The sequence below is a fragment of the Micromonospora fulviviridis genome, assembly GCF_014648395.1.
In the GTDB taxonomy this organism is placed as follows: Bacteria; Actinomycetota; Actinomycetes; order Mycobacteriales; family Micromonosporaceae; genus Micromonospora; species Micromonospora fulviviridis.
Window position 1 is genome coordinate 137769 of record NZ_BMRA01000005.1, and the last position, 18031, is coordinate 155799.

General features: G+C 71.7%; 19 protein-coding genes and 4 tRNA genes. 21 read left to right on the forward strand and 2 right to left on the reverse strand.

Annotation, left to right across the window (positions count from 1 at the left end):
* Positions 1-13 precede the first annotated feature (13 nt).
* The 3 genes from IEY96_RS14755 to IEY96_RS14765 all read left to right on the forward strand — a co-directional run bounded on the left by IEY96_RS14755 (position 14) and on the right by IEY96_RS14765 (position 3904).
* Complete coding sequence (locus IEY96_RS14755) at positions 14-1480, forward strand: NADH-quinone oxidoreductase subunit N (protein ID WP_189195405.1); 1467 nt, start codon at positions 14-16, stop codon at positions 1478-1480.
* A 148-nt stretch (positions 1481-1628) separates the two neighbouring features.
* Complete coding sequence (gene htpX / locus IEY96_RS14760) at positions 1629-2507, forward strand: zinc metalloprotease HtpX (RefSeq protein WP_189195406.1); 879 nt, start codon at positions 1629-1631, stop codon at positions 2505-2507.
* A 137-nt stretch (positions 2508-2644) separates the two neighbouring features.
* Complete coding sequence (locus tag IEY96_RS14765) at positions 2645-3904, forward strand: MFS transporter (RefSeq protein ID WP_189195407.1); 1260 nt, start codon at positions 2645-2647, stop codon at positions 3902-3904.
* 144 nt (positions 3905-4048) lie between these two features.
* Here the strand turns inward: IEY96_RS14765 and IEY96_RS14770 are convergent, their stop codons facing one another.
* The gene (locus IEY96_RS14770) at positions 4049-4324 is read right to left on the reverse strand and encodes a putative quinol monooxygenase (RefSeq protein ID WP_229791608.1); all 276 of its coding nucleotides are present in this window, start codon (positions 4322-4324) and stop codon (positions 4049-4051) included.
* Positions 4325-4420: 96 nt separating this feature from the next.
* Entirely contained in the window at positions 4421-4915 is a 495-nt protein-coding gene (locus IEY96_RS14775; protein ID WP_189195409.1) for a YajQ family cyclic di-GMP-binding protein, read from the reverse strand.
* A 147-nt stretch (positions 4916-5062) separates the two neighbouring features.
* Between IEY96_RS14775 and IEY96_RS14780 the strand changes: the two genes are divergently transcribed.
* The 18 genes from IEY96_RS14780 (at position 5063) to rplL (ending at position 17830) form a co-directional block, all read left to right on the forward strand.
* Positions 5063-5146 (forward strand) — tRNA-Tyr (locus IEY96_RS14780).
* Positions 5147-5316: 170 nt separating this feature from the next.
* Positions 5317-5700: a DUF2750 domain-containing protein gene (locus IEY96_RS14785; protein WP_189195410.1), complete on the forward strand. Its 384-nt coding sequence runs from the start codon at positions 5317-5319 to the stop codon at positions 5698-5700.
* 254 nt (positions 5701-5954) lie between these two features.
* Positions 5955-7151 carry an epoxide hydrolase family protein gene (locus tag IEY96_RS14790; RefSeq protein ID WP_189195411.1) on the forward strand — a complete coding sequence of 399 codons (1197 nt, stop codon included), beginning with the start codon at positions 5955-5957 and terminating at the stop codon, positions 7149-7151.
* 663 nt (positions 7152-7814) lie between these two features.
* Positions 7815-10343 (forward strand): putative bifunctional diguanylate cyclase/phosphodiesterase, encoded by a 2529-nt coding sequence (locus IEY96_RS14795; RefSeq protein ID WP_189195412.1) that lies wholly within the window; start codon positions 7815-7817, stop codon positions 10341-10343.
* A gap of 97 nt (positions 10344-10440) precedes the next feature.
* Positions 10441-10513 (forward strand) — tRNA-Thr (locus IEY96_RS14800).
* A gap of 25 nt (positions 10514-10538) precedes the next feature.
* Positions 10539-10611, forward strand: a tRNA-Met gene (locus IEY96_RS14805).
* Between the two features lie 132 nt (positions 10612-10743).
* The gene (gene rpmG / locus IEY96_RS14810; protein WP_067301359.1) at positions 10744-10911 is read left to right on the forward strand and encodes a 50S ribosomal protein L33; all 168 of its coding nucleotides are present in this window, start codon (positions 10744-10746) and stop codon (positions 10909-10911) included.
* Between the two features lie 122 nt (positions 10912-11033).
* Entirely contained in the window at positions 11034-11480 is a 447-nt protein-coding gene (locus tag IEY96_RS14815; protein WP_189195413.1) for a MaoC family dehydratase N-terminal domain-containing protein, read from the forward strand.
* Between the two features lie 4 nt (positions 11481-11484).
* Positions 11485-11877: a MaoC family dehydratase gene (locus tag IEY96_RS14820; protein WP_189195414.1), complete on the forward strand. Its 393-nt coding sequence runs from the start codon at positions 11485-11487 to the stop codon at positions 11875-11877.
* A gap of 126 nt (positions 11878-12003) precedes the next feature.
* Positions 12004-12076 (forward strand) — tRNA-Trp (locus tag IEY96_RS14825).
* Positions 12077-12291: 215 nt separating this feature from the next.
* Positions 12292-12684: a preprotein translocase subunit SecE gene (secE, locus tag IEY96_RS14830; RefSeq protein ID WP_189195415.1), complete on the forward strand. Its 393-nt coding sequence runs from the start codon at positions 12292-12294 to the stop codon at positions 12682-12684.
* 35 nt (positions 12685-12719) lie between these two features.
* Positions 12720-13442, forward strand: coding sequence for a transcription termination/antitermination protein NusG (gene nusG, locus IEY96_RS14835; RefSeq protein ID WP_046567240.1), 723 nt, complete (start codon positions 12720-12722; stop codon positions 13440-13442).
* 185 nt (positions 13443-13627) lie between these two features.
* Positions 13628-14059: a 50S ribosomal protein L11 gene (gene rplK, locus IEY96_RS14840; protein ID WP_013288647.1), complete on the forward strand. Its 432-nt coding sequence runs from the start codon at positions 13628-13630 to the stop codon at positions 14057-14059.
* An 83-nt stretch (positions 14060-14142) separates the two neighbouring features.
* Positions 14143-14859 (forward strand): 50S ribosomal protein L1, encoded by a 717-nt coding sequence (gene rplA, locus IEY96_RS14845; protein ID WP_189195416.1) that lies wholly within the window; start codon positions 14143-14145, stop codon positions 14857-14859.
* A 79-nt stretch (positions 14860-14938) separates the two neighbouring features.
* Positions 14939-15844, forward strand: coding sequence for an ATP-binding cassette domain-containing protein (locus IEY96_RS14850; protein WP_189195417.1), 906 nt, complete (start codon positions 14939-14941; stop codon positions 15842-15844).
* Entirely contained in the window at positions 15841-16530 is a 690-nt protein-coding gene (locus IEY96_RS14855; protein ID WP_189195418.1) for a hypothetical protein, read from the forward strand. Before IEY96_RS14850 ends, IEY96_RS14855 begins: the two co-directional genes overlap by 4 nt.
* Positions 16531-16843: 313 nt before the next feature.
* Positions 16844-17389 carry a 50S ribosomal protein L10 gene (gene rplJ / locus IEY96_RS14860; protein ID WP_046567232.1) on the forward strand — a complete coding sequence of 182 codons (546 nt, stop codon included), beginning with the start codon at positions 16844-16846 and terminating at the stop codon, positions 17387-17389.
* A 54-nt stretch (positions 17390-17443) separates the two neighbouring features.
* Positions 17444-17830, forward strand: a complete 387-nt coding sequence (gene rplL / locus IEY96_RS14865) for a 50S ribosomal protein L7/L12 (protein ID WP_091317960.1) — start codon at positions 17444-17446, stop codon at positions 17828-17830.
* Positions 17831-18031 lie beyond the last annotated feature (201 nt).

Here is an 18031-nt window from a genome sequence, read left to right on the forward strand (position 1 = left end):
AAGGCGGGCACAGATGAGCCTGGTGCAGAGCGTGGACAACGTGGCGCTGCTGCCGGCCTACCTGGCCGCCGGCACGGCCGTGCTGGTGCTCCTGGTCGACCTGCTGGCGGCCCGGGCCGCCGCCACGGTGGCCGTGGCCGCCCTCGGCGCGGCGGGCACCGCGCTCGGCGCGGCACTGGTCGGTGCGGCCGGCGAGCGCCGCACCTTCTGCGTCGGGGCGGACTGCTCCTGGCTCTGGACCGGGCGGGCCGCGCTGGTCGCGGTGGTCATCGCGCTGCTCACCCTCGGCGTGCTGGCGCTCTCCGGTCCGCTGCTGCGCGCCGGCCGGGTGCCGGTCGGCGAATACTGCTTCCTGCTGGCCTGCGCGATGACCGGCGGCGTGGTGCTCGGCGCGGCCGGCGACCTGATCACCCTGGTCGTGGCGCTGGAGACGCTCACCCTGCCGCTGTACGTGCTGGTCGGGCTGCGCCGGGGCAGCCTGGCCGGGGCCGAGGCGGCGGTGACGTTCTTCGTGGTCAGCGTGGTGGCCACCACGGTCACCCTGCTGGGCGCGGCGCTGCTCTACGCGGTGACCGGCAGCCTGCACCTCGACCGGCTCGGCGCGGCCTTCGCCGCCGACGGGGAGGGCCTGCTCGACCTGCCGCTGAGCACGGTCGCCGTGGCGCTGGTGGTGGCCGGGCTGGCCTTCAAGGTCGCCGCGGTGCCGTTCCACGCCTGGGCGCCGGCCACCTACGACGGCGCGCCGCTGCCGGTGGCCGCGTACCTCTCGACGGCCTCGAAGCTGGGCGGCGTGGTGGCGCTGCTCGCCGTGGTGCAGCGGGCGCTGCCGGCCGCCGTGACGGGCCCGGTGCTGGCCCTGCTCGCGGTGCTCACCATGACCGTGGGCAACCTGGTGGCGCTGCGCCAGCGGCGGACGGTCCGGCTGCTCGCCTGGTCCTCGGTGGCCCAGGCCGGCTACATCCTCGCCCCGCTGGGCGCGCTCGCGCTGGCCGGCGGCCGCACCGCCGACGCCCGCGCCGGGGCGTACGCCGCGGCCGTCGCGTACACCGTCTTCTTCGTGCTGCTGGAACTGGCCGCGTTCGCCGCGGTGGTGGCGCTACGGCCGGCGGACGGTGACGGCGGCACCCTGGCCGACCTGCGTGGCGCGGCCCGCCGGCACCCGTGGGTGGGTGGCGCGTTCGCGCTGGCCCTGATCGGGCTGGCCGGCCTGCCGCCCGGCCTGGCCGGACTGTTCGCCAAGGTGACCGTGGTCCGCGCGCTGCTGGCCGGGCACGCCGGCTGGCTGGCCCTCGTGGTGGCGCTGAACGCGGTGGTCGGCCTGGCCTACTACCTGCGCCTGGCCGCCACCCTCTACGCCGCCCCCGGCGGGGTGGCGGTTCGCCCGGCCCGGACCGTGGTGGTCGCGCTCGGGGTCGCCACCGCGCTGGCCGTGGTGCTCGGTTTCGCCCCGCAACTGGTGCTCGACGTGGCGGCCCGCTGACCGGTTCGTCCCCCGGTGCCGTCCTGGCCCAGCCCGCTCACAGGAATCCCCAGCCAACTTTCAGCCATGAGCAGGATGGTTGGCGGGTACCGGTGTTGTTGAACCGGTCAGCGGGCCCCGCGCGGGCGCGCGCACCGAAGGAGCGATCGTGCATCACAACCGTCTCAAGACCGCAGCCCTGCTCGGCCTGTTGACCTCGCTGATCCTCGCGGTCGGCTACTGGTTCGGCGGTAGCGGCGGTCTCGTCTTCGCCGTCGTCGTCTCGTTGGTGATGAACGGCGTGACCTACTTCTTCTCCGACAAGCTCGCGTTGCGCTCGATGCGGGCGCAACCGGTCAGCGAGGCACAGTTCCCCGAGCTGTACCGGATGGTCCGTGAGCTCTCCACCCAGGCGGGCAAGCCGATGCCCCGGCTCTACGTGAGCCCGACGGCGCAGCCCAACGCGTTCGCCACCGGGCGTAACCCGGAGCACGCTGCGGTCTGCGTCACCCAGGGGATCGTCGAGATCCTCGACTACCGGGAGCTGCGGGGCGTGATCGGACACGAGCTGTCCCACGTCTACAACCGGGACATTCTGATCTCCAGCGTGGCGGCGGGCCTGGCCGGCATCATCACCGCGCTGGCGAACATCGCCTGGTTCATCCCGCTGGGCTCCTCCGACGACGAGGACGCCCCGAACCCGGCGGTGCTGCTGCTCACCCTGATCCTCGGCCCGATCGCGGCCACCCTGATCCAGCTGGCGATCAGCCGGAGCCGGGAGTTCCAGGCCGACCAGTCCGGCGCCGAGCTGAGCAGGGACCCCCTGGCCCTGGCCAGCGCCCTGCGCAAGATCCACGCCGGTACGCTGGCCCGCCCGCTGCCGCCGCAGGGCCAGCTCACCAGCACCGCGCACCTGATGATCGACAACCCGTTCAAGCGGGGCGGCGGCATCGCCGCGATGTTCGCCACCCACCCGCCCATGGAGCAGCGGGTGGCCCGGCTGGAGCAGCTGGCCCGCAGCTCCGGGCCGGTGCAGTTCCAGCGCTGACCCGCACCGACCACCTCCGCCCGCGTCCGTCCGGACGCGGGCGGAGTGGTGTGTCCGGGCACAAACCGTTTCCCCCGGATTCACCCCGGAGTTAGGGTCGAAACGTCTCCCACCCGTTACACCCCTGGAGGTCGGCCGTGGCCGCACTGCGCCAGTACCTGGGCGTCTGGCGGATCCCCGGCGCCCCGATGCTGCTGATCCTCGGCGTCATCGGCCGGCTCGGGATCGGCATGACGCCGCTGGCGCTGCTGCTGGTCGTCGCTGAGGTCACCGACCGGTACTCGCTCGCCGCCGTCGCCGGCGGCATCTACGCGCTCTCCGGCGCCGCCCTCAGCCCGGTCGCCGGGCGGATCGCCGACCGGGTCGGCCCCACCCCGGTGCTGCTGGCCACCGCCGTGGCCCACCCGCTCGCCCTGTTCGGGCTGCTCGGGGCCAGCCGGTCCGGTTCCGACAACCTCCCCCTGATCTACCTGGCCGCGGGTGTCGCCGGCGCCACCTACCCACCGCTGACCGCCGCCATCCGGGGCGCCTGGAACGACCTCACCGCCCACGCCACCGGCCGCTCCCACCTGCGCAACACCGCACTCGCCGCGGAGACCTCCCTCTTCGAGGTCGTCTTCGTGCTCGGCCCGCTGCTGGTGGCCGGCTTCGTCCTGGTCGCCGACGCCGCCGCCGCGCTGGTCGGCGCCGCCGTGGTCACCCTGGTCGGCACCACCGCCGTCGCGCTCGGCCGGGTCATGCGCGGCTGGCGGCCGCACCCCCGCGAGCACCACGCCAAGGGCCTCGGCCCGCTGCGGCTCGGCGGCTTTCCGGCCCTGCTGCTCTGCGTCGCCAGCCTGGGCATCGCCTTCGGCGCCGCCGGCGTGATCGTTCCGGCCTTCGCCGGGAACGCCACCGCCGACGACCCGGAGAGCCTCGCCGGCGTGCTGTTGGCCGTCTGGGGCGTCGGCAGCGCCTTCGGCGGCTTCTGGTTCGGGGTACGCCGGCCCGCCGCCAACATGAGCCGCCAGTTCGCCTTGCTGCTGGGCGCGGTCGCGGCCAGCTTCGCCGTCTTCGCGGTGATGCCCGGCCCGGCGGCGCTCGGCGTCGCGCTGGTGCTCGGCGGGGCCACCATCGCCCCCGCGCTGACCCTGGAGAACACCCTGGTCGGCCGGATCACCCCGGCCGGCATGCTGAACGAGGCGTACACCTGGGTGGTCACCATGTCGGTGGCGGCGAGCGCCGCCGGGGGAGCGGTGGCCGGGCTGATCGTCGACCACGCCGGCGGGGTGCCCTGGGCGTTCCTCTTCGCCGGGGCGGCGGTCGCCGTCGGGGCCGCGGTCGCCGCGCCGTCCGCCGGCCCGATCGCCCGCGCCGAGGCCGCCGCGGTACGCGCCGAGCAGTCGCTCGTCGCCTGATCAGATTCCCGTGGGCGGGGTAAAGCCCACGTATGTTCCTCTTCTTCTCGAACCGGATCGGCTGTCTCGGCTCGATCCTGGTCAGCGCGGTGCTGACCGTGATCCTGCTGCTGATCTTCTCGCGCTGACGGTGGTCGGCGCGCCTCAGAGACCGAGCCCGCCGACCACGGTCAACTCCTGGCTGGTGAACTCGCCGGTGAGCATCGGCATGGCCCGGCCGATGGCCGCCCGGGTCTCAGGAAGCCGCAGGGAAGCGTCGTGGTGCTCCTTGCTCCGCCACACCTCGCTGACCCAGATCGTGACGTCGTCCTGGTCGGAGACGCCCACCACGTACAGCTCGCAGCCGGCCTCGCGGAGCCCCTCGACGCCGCTCAACAGGATGGCCACGACGTCGTCCCGGCAGCCGGGCCTGGTCCTCATCGACCCGAGATAGCCGTAGGGCATCGGTCCGCTCCCCGCTCCCGGTGGGTCACGCCGCCGCCCGGCCGTGACCCGGGCGGCGGCCTGACGGACGTTCTAGCGGTAGTTGGTGAACTGGAGGGCCACGCCGAAGTCCTCGCCCTTGAGCAGCGCGATGACGGCCTGGAGGTCGTCCTTCTTCTTGCCGGTGACCCGGAGCTGGTCGCCCTGGATCTGCGCCTGCACGCCCTTCGGGCCCTCGTCGCGGATCTTCTTGCTGATCGCTTTGGCCTTGTCCGAGTCGATGCCCTGGATGACCTTGGCGTCGATCTTGAAGACCTTGCCCGACGCGCGGGCCTCGCTGGCGTCCAGCGACTTCAGCGAGATGTTCCGCTTGACCAGCTTCTCCTTGAAGACGTCCAGCGCGGCCCGGACCCGCTCCTCGGTCTCCGCCTGGAGGCTGATCGCCTCCTCGCCCGACCAGGAGATCTCGGCGCCGGTGCCGCGGAAGTCGAACCGCGTCGCGAGCTCCTTCTCCGCCTGGCGGAGGGCGTTGTCGACCTCCTGCCGGTCGACCTTGCTCACGATGTCGAACGACGGGTTCGCTGCCATGCTCATGCTCCTGCTGTCCGGCGGTCTGTCCTGGTCCGTCCCCCACTGACCAGCGTGGGACCCCCTGACGGTACCCGCTTGCGGTGGCCCCGGGGGCAACCGCTATCCTTGCTTCCGCCGCCGCGTCGCGACGTGGTGGTGTGCCCTGGCGGGTTGCCCGAGCGGCCAATGGGAGCGGACTGTAAATCCGTCGCGAAAGCTACAGAGGTTCGAATCCTCTACCCGCCACCAGGCAACGGCAAGGCCCCTGAACTGCGGAAACGCGAGTCAGGGGCCTTCGTCGTCTCCTGCTGCCGTTGACCGTCAGTCCCCCCGTTCACTGGCTGATCGGGCACGCGACCGGCACGTAGGCGAGTTGTCGGTGAGGCCCGCAGAAGCGTCGAGACGGTCGGGAGGCAGGTTTGACTGTCAGTGCAGCTCACTCTGCTGCGTTCAGGGCAGAGGCTCCGGCTGCCGGCCGGGTCTGGACCGTCCTGGAGGATGACGGCTCCTACATCGCGCCCCACAAGCCCGACGGGAGCCGGGCGATGCCCTTCTGGTCGCGGCGATCACGAGCGCAACGTGTGGTCGAACAGGTGCCTGCCTACAACGGGCTCGAGATCGTCTCCATGCCGTTCGATCAGTGGTTGCAGGACTTCGTGCCCTGGTTGGCGGAGCAGGGAGTCCTGATCGGCGTCAACTGGAGCGGGGAACGAGCCACGGGCTACGACGTGAGCCCTCAGGACATGCTCGGCTGGTTCGCCGGGCTTGAAGGCGGCTCGTCGCCTACAGCTGCGTTTGATTGACCGCCGGTCTACCCCCTTTACGCCGGCTGGGTGGCGTAGAGGATCGGGCATCCGCGGGATGGGCAACGCCCTGGTCCTCGTCGTCACTGAACCCGCGGACAGCGCGCCAACGGGACTCGGGGGCAAGCAGCTCTGCTGCGCAGCAGCGCGTATTCGCGTTTCGGTCCGCCGGGTGCCGGGCCGCTGCGAAACTGGGCGCGTGCCAGCCCCGCCGGCGCCCGGCGCCGGTCGACGCGATTCGGCAGGTGAAGAGCATGTCCAACGGCAACGACATCCGTCCCTTCCGGCTCGACACGCCGGACGAAGCGCTCGCCGATCTGCGCCGCCGGATCGAGGCCACGCGCTGGCCCAGCCGGGAGCTGGTCGACGATCGCTCCCAGGGCGTACAGCTGGCGACGGTCCAGGAGTTGGCCCGCTACTGGACCACCGGCTACGACTGGCGCGCGTGCGAGGCGAAGCTGAACGCCCTGCCGCAGTTCACGACCTCCATCGACGGTGTCGACATCCACTTCATCCACGTACGGTCGCAGCACGAGAATGCCCTGCCGCTGATCATGACGCACGGCTGGCCGGGGTCGGTCGTCGAGCTGCTCGGGGCTGTCGGCCCGCTCACCGACCCGACCGCGCACGGCGGCACCGCCGAGGACGCCTTCCACCTGGTACTTCCGTCCCTGCCCGGCTACGGCTTCTCCGGCGAGCCGACCCAGCTCGGCTGGGACGCCAACCGGATGGCCCAGGCGTGGGCGCAGCTGATGAACCGCCTCGGCTACTCGCGCTACGTCGCGCAGGGGGGCGACGTGGGCGCCGCGGTCACCGACGCGATGGGCCGCCAGGCACCCGAAGGGCTGCTCGGCATCCACCTCACCCTGCTCGCCGGGGCGATCGGCATCAAGGACAAGCTGCCGGCGAAGACCGAGCAGGAACGCGCGGCGCACGACGCCCTCAACATGTTCGCTACGGACGGCTTCGGCTACTTCCTGGAGCAGTCCACCCGGCCGCAGACGATCGGCTACTCGCTGCTGGATTCTCCCGTCGGGCTGGCTGCCTGGATGCTCGACCACGACACGGACAGCTACTACAAGATCTCCCGCGCGTTCGTTGACGGCGCGCCCGTGGGCGGTCTCACCCGGGACAGCGTCGTCGACAACATCACGCTGTACTGGCTGACCGGCACCGGTGCCTCGTCCGCCCGGTGGTACTGGGAGTTCGGCCGGTTCCAGGCCGCGGCCGCGGCGTCCGGCCAGGCTCCTCCGCCGGTCTCGGTTCCGGTCGGCTTCACCGTGTTCCCCGGGGAGCTCTGGGCTGCCCCGCGCAGCTGGGTCGAGGCGGTCTACCCCGGCGTCGCCTACTTCAACGAGGTCGAGAAGGGCGGCCACTTCGCCGCCTGGGAGGAGCCCGAACTCTTCGCGACCGAGGTGCGGGCCGCGTTCCGGCCGCTGCGGCGATCCTGAGCCCGCCGCTGCCTCTCCCCGCTGGTGAGGACGAGTGCTGATCAGCTTCGGGTGGGGGCGCGCGAATCGGACAGCCCGAGCCTCTTGCCCGGACATCGATGATGGTGGAGTCTGTTCGACGGGGCAACCGCAACTGCCCGCTTCGCCGTCCATTGTGGCCAAGACTTCCGATCATCATGGCTGGTAGGCGAATCTGCTCTTACGCGCGGTTTAACCGGGAAGTCGTTGTGCGCGCCTTCCGTAGCAGCGTCGGGACCGATCGTGACAGCATGCTGGCCCGGAGGGGCGGGCGTGCCGGTCGAACGGATGATTTACCTGTCTGCCGCCCCGAGGGGGGCCCTCCACCGCTTTTGTGCGTGCTCCCCGTGTGGCACGATCGTGGAACCTCCACCATCGCTGAAACTCTCTCGACAGGAGCAATCATGTCTGGTCGAAGGTTGGGCCGGCTGCTTGGCTCACTTCTCATTCTCGCCGCCCTCGTGGGTGGTGTCGGCGGTTTCGACTTCGATGGCAGCACGGGGGGCGCGCAGACCCAGGACCTCATCTGGACGTGACCGGGTCTCCGGTCTCCTCGTCGATCTCCGGTAGCCACGGGCATCGCGCCAGCCGGAGATCGATCCGTGCCGGTGACGGCACGGCGCGCCGCCAATGAGAAGGAGCGGCATGAGCGGTCGCGGTCAGCCACGGCGCAGGACGTCTGAGGACGCCTGGATCATCACGGCGCCGATGGCGCTGTTCGCCGTGGCCTGCGCCACGGTGACCGGCCTGCTCGCCGACCACCCCTTCGGCCGCTGGCCGCAGGCGGCGCTCGTCCTGGGTTTGATGATCGCGGCCGGGCTGCCGCTGCTGAACCTGGTCGTCCGCCGGCAGACGTCGGCCGTCACGCTGACCGAGATGCCGCTGGTGCTGGCACTCTATTTCCTGCCGCCGCTGACCGTCGTGGTCATCTACAGCCTGGCCACGCTGGTCACGAACATCCGGCACCGGCTGTCGGCACCGAAGGTCTGGTTCAACGTGGCCCGGGCCGCGGCCGGCACCTCGCTGGCCGTGCTGGTTCTCCAAGCGCTCCCGCCGCTCAACGAGGTCGAGCCCCGGACCTGGGTCAGCATCTTCGCCGCCGTGAGCATGGTGCTGCTGGTCAGTGTTGTCAGCGTGGTCGCCGTCCACACCCTGCTGAACGGCTGGCAGAACGGCCGAGGGGCGCTGCGCAACGTGAAGACCGCGCTGCTGACCGCGGCGATCAACGTGACGGTCGGGCTGATCGTGGTGATCCTGGTGGGCAGCACCTGGTGGTCGGTGCTGCTGCTCGCCGCGCTCGGCGCCGGGCTGGTCCCGGTCTACCGGTCCTACGCGCAGTTCTTCCGGCAGCACCGCACGCTGACCGACCTCTACGAGCTGACCCGCGCCGTGGTGGAGAGCGGGCAGAGCGGCACCCTGGCCGACGCCCTGCTCGGCCGGGTCCGGGCCCTCATGCAGGCCGAGTACGCGACGCTCTGGCTTCCGGCCCAGGGGCGGCACCCGGAGACACTGCTGACCGCCCGGGTCGACGACCCGGGACTGTTGGACATGGCGCACACCCCGCAGGCGCTCCGGGAGAAGGTGCGGGACAGCCGCCGTACGGTCGCGGTCGGCCGGGGCGTGACCACCGACGGCGAGTTCCGGGCGGAGCTGGGGGAGCGGCGGATCAAGGACGCCGTGGTGGTGCCGCTGCGCTCCGGTCCGGTGGTGATCGGCACCTTGGAGGTGGCCAACCGGCTCGGTGACGGCAACCACTTCACCCAGGCGGACATCGCGGTCTTCGAGACCGTCGCCGCGCACGCCGCAGTCGCCCTGGAGAACTCGCGACTGGTCGACCGCCTGCGGCACGACGCCGAGCACGACGCGTTGACCAAGCTGCCCAACCGCCGGCGGGTCACCGCGGCCATGACCGAGGCGGTCCGGATCGCGGCGCCCGGCGAGGTGGTGGCCCTGCTGCTCTTCGACGTCGACCGGCTGCGCCAGGTCAACGAGTCGCTCGGCCACGCGGCCGGCGACAAGGTCCTCGTCGAGGTGGCCGAGCGGCTGCGCGCCTGCGCGCCCTCCTCGGCCCTGGTCGGTCGGGCCGGCGGCGACGAGTTCCTGGTGACGCTGCGGCTGGAGAGCACCGAGGCGGCACTGGAGCTCGCCGGACAGCTGCGCGAACAGATCCGCGACGAGATGGTCTTCGACGCGCTCACCCTGGACGTGGACACCGTGGTGGGGGTGGCCGTCCATCCCGACCACGGCAGCGACGCGGCGACCCTGCTCCAGCGGGTCGACCTGGCCGCCACGGCCGCCAAGTCGGTCCCGGGCAGCGTCCAGCTCTACAGCCCGGCGCTGGAGTCCCGGTCGCTGCGCCGGCTGGGCCTCGCCGGTGACCTGCGCCGGGCGCTGGACGACGGCGAGCTGGAGGTCTACTTCCAGCCCAAGGTCACGCTGCGGGACCGGCGCCTGGTCGGGGTGGAGTGCCTGGCCCGCTGGGAGCACCCGGCGCACGGCACGGTCGTCCCGGACGACTTCGTGGCGGTGGCCGAGCACACCGGCCAGCTCGGCCGGCTCACCGAGTTCGTGTTGCGGGAGAGCCTGCGGCGCAGCCGGGACTGGAGCCACGGCGAGCAGGCGCTCGCCATCTCGGTCAACCTGGCCGCCCGGACGCTCACCGACCAGCACTTCCCCGCCTTGGTGCGGGACCTCCTCGACGAGTACGGCGTGCCGCCGCAGCGGCTCACACTGGAGATCACCGAGGCCGGGGTGCTGGACGGCACCGAACGTCCCATTCCGACCCTGAAGCGCCTCCGCGACCTCGGTGTCCGCCTGTCGGTGGACGACTTCGGCACCGGCAACTCATCCCTGGCCCAGCTGCGCCGGCTGCCCGTACACGAGGTCAAGGTCGACCGCTCGTTCGTGCAGGGGATGGCGACCGACCCGGGCGACCTGGCCATCGTCAACGCCGTGGTGACGCTGTCGCAGCAGTTCGGCCTGGCCGTGGTGGCCGAGGGCGTGGAGAGCGAGCTCACCCTGGAGCTGCTCCAGGACATCGGCTGCGAGATCGGCCAGGGCTTCCTGTTCAGCCGGCCCCTGCCGTACGAGCGGTTGGAGGCCTGGTTCGGCGCCCAGGTCGACCCGGAGACGATCGCGGCGGGCGAGCTTCCCCGCCTGCGGGTCGTGCCCTGACCTGCGCGGACGCGGTAAGGGGGGATCCGATTTCACCTCGGCGGCGGGGTCGTGTACTGTTTCCTCTGCGCGACACCCCACGGGGGTGATCGGGTAGGCCCCCTTAGCTCAGTCGGCAGAGCGTCTCCATGGTAAGGAGAAGGTCTACGGTTCGATTCCGTAAGGGGGCTCAGAGGGTCCGGCTGGACCCGCCACGGCGGTGTAGCTCAGATGGCAGAGCAAGCGGCTCATAATCGCTGTGTCGCCGGTTCAAGTCCGGCCACCGCTACTCTCGTCCTCCGGGTCCGCCCGGGTGGTCGGTGGGATGGGCGCCACAGGCGCCCACTTTGCATGTCCGCGTAGACAGCGCGTAGGCTGATGCGCCGTAGTTGTTATCCGTGAGCGAGGAAGGCACTCCGCCGTGGCGAAGGCGACCGATGTCCGGCCGAAGATCACTTTGGCGTGTGTGGAGTGCAAGGAGCGCAACTACATCACGCGTAAGAACCGCCGTAACGACCCGGACCGCATCGAGCTGAAGAAGTTCTGCCCCCGGGACGGCAAGCACACCATCCACCGCGAGACCCGCTGATCCACGGCCGGCACCGCCGGCCCGCAGACAGCTTCCGAACGCCGATCCGCACGGCGAGCGGCCCCTCAACGGCCGCCCGCCCGTACGGATCGGCGTTCGTGTTTTCCGTGTAGGTTCGCGGCATGTCCCTGGACCCGTCCTTCGTCGGCCGGACCTATCCGCCGACCGCCCCCTACCAGGTGGGCCGAGAAAAGATCCGCGAGTTCGCCACCGCCATCGGGGCGACCGACCCGGCGCATCACGACCCGGCGGCCGCCCGGGCGCTCGGCCACCCCGACGTGGTGGCCCCGCCGACCTTCCCGGTGATCGTGACCATGGCCGCCAGCCGGCAGATCATCGAGGACCCGGTACTGGGCGTCGACTACAGCCGGGTGGTGCACGGGGACCAGCGCTTCGCGTACACCCGGCCGGTGGTGGCCGGGGACGAGCTGGTCTGCGTGAACACCATCGAGGAGGTCACCAACCGGGGCGGGCACGGCTTCCTGACCACCCGCACCGACGTGTCCACCGTCGCCGGCGAGCCGGTGGTCGCCGTCTGGTCCAAGATCGTCGTACGCGGGGAGGCCTGAGGAGATGGAGCTGCCCACCCAGACGTTCCGGGTGACCCGTGCGGACCTGGTCCGCTACGCGGGCGCCTCGGGCGACTTCAACCCGATCCACTGGAGCGACCGGACCGCCACCAAGGTCGGCCTGCCCGGGGTGATCGCCCACGGCATGTTCACCATGGCCCTGGTCGGCCGGGCGGTCACCACCTGGGCCGGCGCGCCGGACGCGGTGGTCGACTTCAACGTCCGATTCACCCGCCCGGTGGTCGTGCCGGACACCGACGAGGGCACCGAGGTCGAGGTCTCCGCGGTGGTCAAGGAGGTCACCGATGACGGCCTGACCAGGCTCGACATCACCGCGACCTGCCTGGGGGAGAAGGTGCTGTCGCAGGCTCGGGCGACCGTGCGGACGCCTCGCTGAGGATCCGTTCGACGCGCGAGGGGTGGACCGGTTGGGAAAGTCGCACGACTACCCGTACACTGGTCCGCCGTGGGGCAAGTGACCCCTGCTCGGCACTGCGTGTCCGGGTGGGGTGAGTTGCCGCACAGGGGTGTAGCTCAATTGGCAGAGCAGCGGTCTCCAAAACCGCAGGCTGCAGGTTCAAGTCCTGTCACCCCTGCGCCTCAGGCCTGACCGTTCCCGTGGGTCGCGCCGCCGCACAGCGGCGCCCGGCCCGTGGTGGTGGCATCGGCGGGGTTGGTTCCGAGGCATTCGGGGCCCTCCCGGTCGAATCCGCCGGCCGCGGCCCGTCGCGGGACGGTTGGTCCGGCCGGCGTGACCACACGCCGCGCACGCCGTTCGGCGTGCGACCCGATATCCCGCACGGAGGGCGAAGTGGCCGAGAGCAAGCGGCGCGGCGAGGACGCCGGCGACGAGCGTCTGAACGACGACGCGACCGTCGACGGTGTGGCCGACGACGACGCCACCGACGCGGACGAGCCGGTCTCCCGGGGCGGCACCGCCACGCGCAAGCGGGCCCGCGCCGATTCCACCGAGGGGCGGAAGACCCGCAAGGACACCGAGCGGATCGGGCTGTTCGCCCGCATCGCGCGGTTCTTCCGCGAGGTCGTGGCCGAGCTGCGTAAGGTCATCTGGCCGACCCGCAAGGAGCTGCTGACCTACACGGCCGTGGTGGTCACCTTCGTCGCGGTGATGTTGGCGATCGTGGCCGGCCTGGACTACGGCTTCGCGAAGGCGGTGCTGTGGGTCTTCGGCAACCCGAGCTGACCTGCGGACAGCGATAGTGACGGAAGTGAGCGAGCGTGCCTGAGTACGACGAGACCGCCGAGACCCCGGACGAGCAGTCCACGGTGGCGACGGCGGCCAACGATGAGTCGGTCGAGGCCGCCAGCGAGCCGGAGTTCCCGACCACCGAGCCCGCCCCGGACGAGGACTTCGACCCGGTCGCCGAGCTGCGCCAGAAGCTGCGCTACGCCCCGGGCGACTGGTACGTGGTGCACTCGTACGCCGGCTACGAGAACAAGGTCAAGACCAACCTCGAGACCCGGATCACCTCCCTCGACATGGAGGACTTCATCTACCAGGTCGAGGTGCCGACCCGGGAAGAGGTCGAGGTCAAGAACGGCAAGCGGTCGCAGGTCCAGGCGAAGGTCTTCCCGGGCTACATCCTGGTCCGGATGGAGCTGACCGCCGAGTCCTACTCCTGCGTCCGGAACACCCCGGGGGTCACCGGCTTCGTCGGCGCGACCGACCGGGCCGACCGGCCGGCGCCGCTGAGCCTCGACGAGGTGCTCAAGTGGCTGGCCCCGGCGGTCGAGACCGAGCAGAAGAAGGCGAAGCCCGAGGTCAAGGTCCTCGACTTCGAGGTCGGCGACTCGGTCACCGTCACCGACGGCGCCTTCGCCTCGCTGCCGGCGACGATCAGCGAGATCAACGCCGACCAGCAGAAGCTCAAGGTCCTGGTGTCGATCTTCGGCCGGGAGACCCCGGTCGAGCTCAACTTCAACCAGGTCGCCAAGATCTGACGTACGTCCGCACCGGCGGTGGGCCTCCGGCCGGCCGCCGGTGCGTCGTTTTCGCGGCCCGCCGGACCTCGGCGGGGAGGGTGGCGGAAGGCTGCGCTACCCTAGAACGTCGGCTGTCCGCACCGCGCTGACCGTGCGTGCCCGCGGGCCGCCGAAAATCCCAGTTCCAAGCCCCAGGAAGAGACATGCCTCCGAAGAAGAAGCTCGTCAAGACGTTCACGCTTCAGCTGCCGGCGGGCCAGGCCACCCCGGCGCCGCCGGTCGGCCCCGCGCTCGGCCAGCACGGCGTGAACATCATGGAGTTCTGCAAGTCCTACAACGCGCAGACCGAGTCGCAGCGGGGCGACATCGTCCCCGCCGAGATCAGCGTCTACGAGGACCGCACCTTCACCTTCGTGCTGAAGACCCCGCCCGCCGCCCGGCTGCTGATCAAGGCCGCCGGCGTGCAGAAGGGCTCGGGCGTCCCGCACAAGGAGAAGGTCGGCTCGGTGACCCGCGCCCAGCTGCGCGAGATCGCCGAGAAGAAGATGGCGGACCTGAACGCCAACGACATCGACCAGGCTGAGAAGATCATCGCCGGCACCGCCCGGTCGATGGGCCTGACCGTCGCCGACTGACCTCGTAGCACCGCTCCACCCGATCCGTTCGTGGGAGGGCCGCGCCGTCGCGGGCCCGCCATAGACCACAGGAGTTACCAGAAATGCAGCGCAGCAAGAGCTACCGCAAGGCCGCCGAGGTCATCGACCGGTCGAAGCTCTACACTCCCGCCGAGGCCGTCAAGCTGGCCAAGGAGACCACCAACGTCAAGTTCGACGCCACGGTCGAGGTCGCCATGCGCCTCGGCGTCGACCCCCGCAAGGCGGACCAGATGGTCCGCGGCACGGTCAACCTGCCGCACGGCACCGGTAAGACCGCCCGCGTGATCGTCTTCGCCGCCGGCGCGAAGGCCGAGGAGGCCGCCGCCGCGGGTGCGGACGAGGTGGGCACCGACGAGCTGGTCGCCCGTATCCAGGGCGGTTGGCTGGACTTCGACGCGGCGATCGCCACCCCGGACCAGATGGCCAAGATCGGCCGGATCGCGCGGATCCTGGGCCCGCGCGGCCTCATGCCGAACCCGAAGACCGGCACGGTGACCATGGACGTCACCAAGGCCGTCGCGGACATCAAGGGCGGTAAGATCACCTTCCGGGTGGACAAGCACTCCAACCTCCACCTGATCATCGGCAAGGCCTCGTTCTCCGAGACCCAGCTGATCGACAACTACGCGGCGGTGCTGGACGAGGTCCTGCGCTCGAAGCCGTCCGCGGCCAAGGGCAAGTACCTGAAGAAGGTCACCCTCACCACCACCATGGGCCCGGGCGTCCCGGTCGACCCGAACGCGGTGAAGAACCTGAGCGAGGCCTCGACCGAGGCCTGAGCACGACTGCCCTGACGGGGCCCCGCCACCACCCGGTGGCGGGGCCCCGTCCGTCTGTCCGGTGTGGCAGGCTCGGCGCATGCGGCTGGAAGGCGTCTGGCTGCGGTACCAGCGGCGCGGCCCGTGGGTGCTGCGGGAGACCGACGTGGCGATCGGCCCGGGCGAGGTGGCGGTGGTGCTCGGGCGCAACGGGGTGGGCAAGTCCACCCTGCTCCAGCTCGCCGCCGGCGTGCTCCGGCCGACGCGGGGCCGGGTGGTCGACCGGCCGGCGGCCGTCGGCTGGGTGCCGGAGCGCTTCCCCGCCGACCAGCCCTTCACCGTGGGCGCCTACCTCGCTGCGATGGCCCGGGTGGCCGGCCTGCCCGGCCCCGAGGCCGACCGGGCGGTGCGGCGCTGGGTCGACCGGCTCGGCCTGATGCGCTTCCACGGGGTGCGGCTGCCCGAGCTGTCCAAGGGCACCGCGCAGAAGGTCGGCCTGGCCCAGGCGCTGCTCCGCCCGCCCGGCCTGCTCGTCCTCGACGAACCCTGGGAGGGGCTGGACGCCGCCGCCCGCGACCTGGTGCCCGAGGTGGTCGACGAGGTGCTGGCCGAGGGCGGCACGGTGCTGGTCAGCGATCACCGCGGCGAGACGGTCCGGCTGCCCGGCGCCCGGCACTGGTCGGTCGCCGACGGCACGGTCACCGAGGCGGCGCCGTCCGGGGCCGCGGCCACCGTCGTGGTCGAGCTGTCGGTCCCGGCCGCCGGGGTCGCCGCCGCCGTCGCCCGGTTGCGCGCCGACGGCCACCACGTCCTCCGGGTACGCGACCACGCCGTCCCGCCCCCCGCCACGCGACCCGTGTCCGACTCCCGGCTCGCCGTCCCCGCGGGCCCGGTCTCCGGTGCCGGGCAGCCCGGCGAACGCGGCCGGCCCGATCCCGGTCCCGGCGAGGCCCCGCTGTCCGGCGCAGCCGGCGGGTCCGGTTCCGCCCCGGAGGTGGCCCGGTGATCGCCCTCGTTCGGCTGCGGCTGGCCGGCTTCCTGCGTACCGGAAGGGCGCTGGCCCCCGTGCTGGCCGGCCTGCTGGCCCTCGGCGTCCTCTACGGCGGCGGCCGGGCCCAGCCTGCCGAGGCCTACGGCGTCTCGGCGGTCGTGCTCTTCCCGGTGCTGGCCTGGCAGACCAAGATCCTGCTCGACGTCGAGCCGGACGTGCAGCGCCGGCTGGCCCGGGTGGTCCTCGGCCCGGCCCGGGAGCGGGCCGCCGGCCTGCTCGCGGCGGCCGTGGCCGGCCTCGGCACGGTGGCCGTCGCGCTGGTCTTCCCGTGGCTGGTCGGCGGGGTGACCGGCCCGACCGGGCCGGGGGACCGGCCGCTGGCCGAGGGGTTGGCGCTCGGCCTCTGGGCCCACCTGCTGGCCCTGCCGGCGGCGGTGGCGCTGGGCGCCCTGGCCTGCCGGGCGATCACCCGCAGCGCCGGCTACGGCGTCGCCGTGCTCACCCTCGGCGGGGTGGGCGCGCTGGTCCTCGGCCTCTCCGGCTCGGTGGCGCCCTGGCTGGCGCCGCCGGTGCTGCCCACCGCCCGGGCGCTGGCCGGCCCGCTCGCGGCTCCCACCGGCCTGCTGCTGACCGCCTGGGCGCTGGCCTGGGCGGCCGTGGTGCTGGCCGGCTACGCCTGGGGCCGCCGGAGCCGTGCCTGAGTGACCGGGAGCACTCCGGGGGCGATTTGGAGGTAACGGGACACGTCGCGTAACCTTGGCGCGTAGTTCCACCCAGAGACCGCTGGTCACCGTGCCCTGGCACGGTCGAAGGTCCCGCGATGACGGGCGACCCGCGCAGGGCGGCAAGCGAAACTCGGTGCTGTACGTGGTCCGCCGACCGCGCCCACGGTGCCGGCCCTCGCCCCGTGCGCCCTGCGCCGGGGCTTTTCTCGTTGTCGTGATGCCTCCGCCGCCGTCGCGAGCGTCCGCTCGTCGCCGGCGTACCAGCTCCGAGCAACGAGAGAGGAGGGACATGGCGGACAAGCCGATCCGGGCCGACAAGGCCACGGCCGTCGCCGAGCTGACCGAGAGCTTCCGCAACGCGGGGGCGACCGTGCTGACCGAGTACCGCGGGCTCACGGTTTCGCAGCTCACTCAGCTGCGGCGCTCGCTCGGCAAGGAGACCAGCTACACGGTCGCGAAGAACACGCTGGCCAAGCGTGCCGCGACCGATGCGGGCATCTCCGGCCTCGACGAGCTGTTCACCGGTCCTACCGCGCTGACTTTCGTTTCGGGCGACGTCGTCGAGGCGGCGAAGGGGCTTCGCGACTTCGCGAAGGCCAACCCGAAGCTCGTCATCAAGGGCGGTGTCTTCGAGGGCAAGGCCATTTCCGCGGCCGAGGTCACGAAGCTCGCCGACCTGGAGTCCCGCGAGGTGCTGCTGGCGAAGCTGGCCGGCGCCATGAAGGGCAACCTGAGCAAGGCCGCGGCCCTGTTCCAGGCTCCGCTCGCCAAGACCGCGCGTCTGGCGGCCGCTCTGCAGGACAAGCGCGAGAAGGAGGGCGCCGAGGCGGCCTGAGGCCACCCGGCGCACCCACGTTCTTAGTTTTCACTTTCAGAAAGGACGCCAGACATGGCGAAGCTCAGCACCGACGAGCTGCTCGACGCGTTCAAGGAGATGACGCTGATCGAGCTCTCCGAGTTCGTGAAGCAGTTCGAGGAGACCTTCGAGGTCACCGCGGCGGCTCCGGTCGCCGTTGCCGCCGCCGGCGGCCCCGCCGGCCCGGCCGCCGAGGCCGAGCCGGAGAAGGACGAGTTCGACGTCATCCTCGACGCCGACGGTGGCAAGAAGATCCAGGTCATCAAGGTCGTGCGTGAGCTGACCGGCCTGGGCCTCAAGGAGGCCAAGGACCTGGTCGAGGCTGCTCCGAAGGCCGTCCTGGAGAAGGCCAACAAGGAGACCGCCGAGAAGGCCAAGGCCAAGCTCGAGGGCGAGGGCGCCAAGGTCACCCTCAAGTGACCTTGAGTTCGACCTGACGCGCGTCCGGCTCACGTGAGTCGGGGCACACCGCGTTCGCAGCGGGCGGTGATCCGGGAACGGATCGCCGCCCGCTGTGGTTGGTGCCCCCGAGGCGGCGGCGTGAGCAGGGCGTACAGGATCCTCGCGTCGGCCTCACAGGGATGGCTGTCGGTAGCCCGTCGGTGGGAAAGACACCCCGAG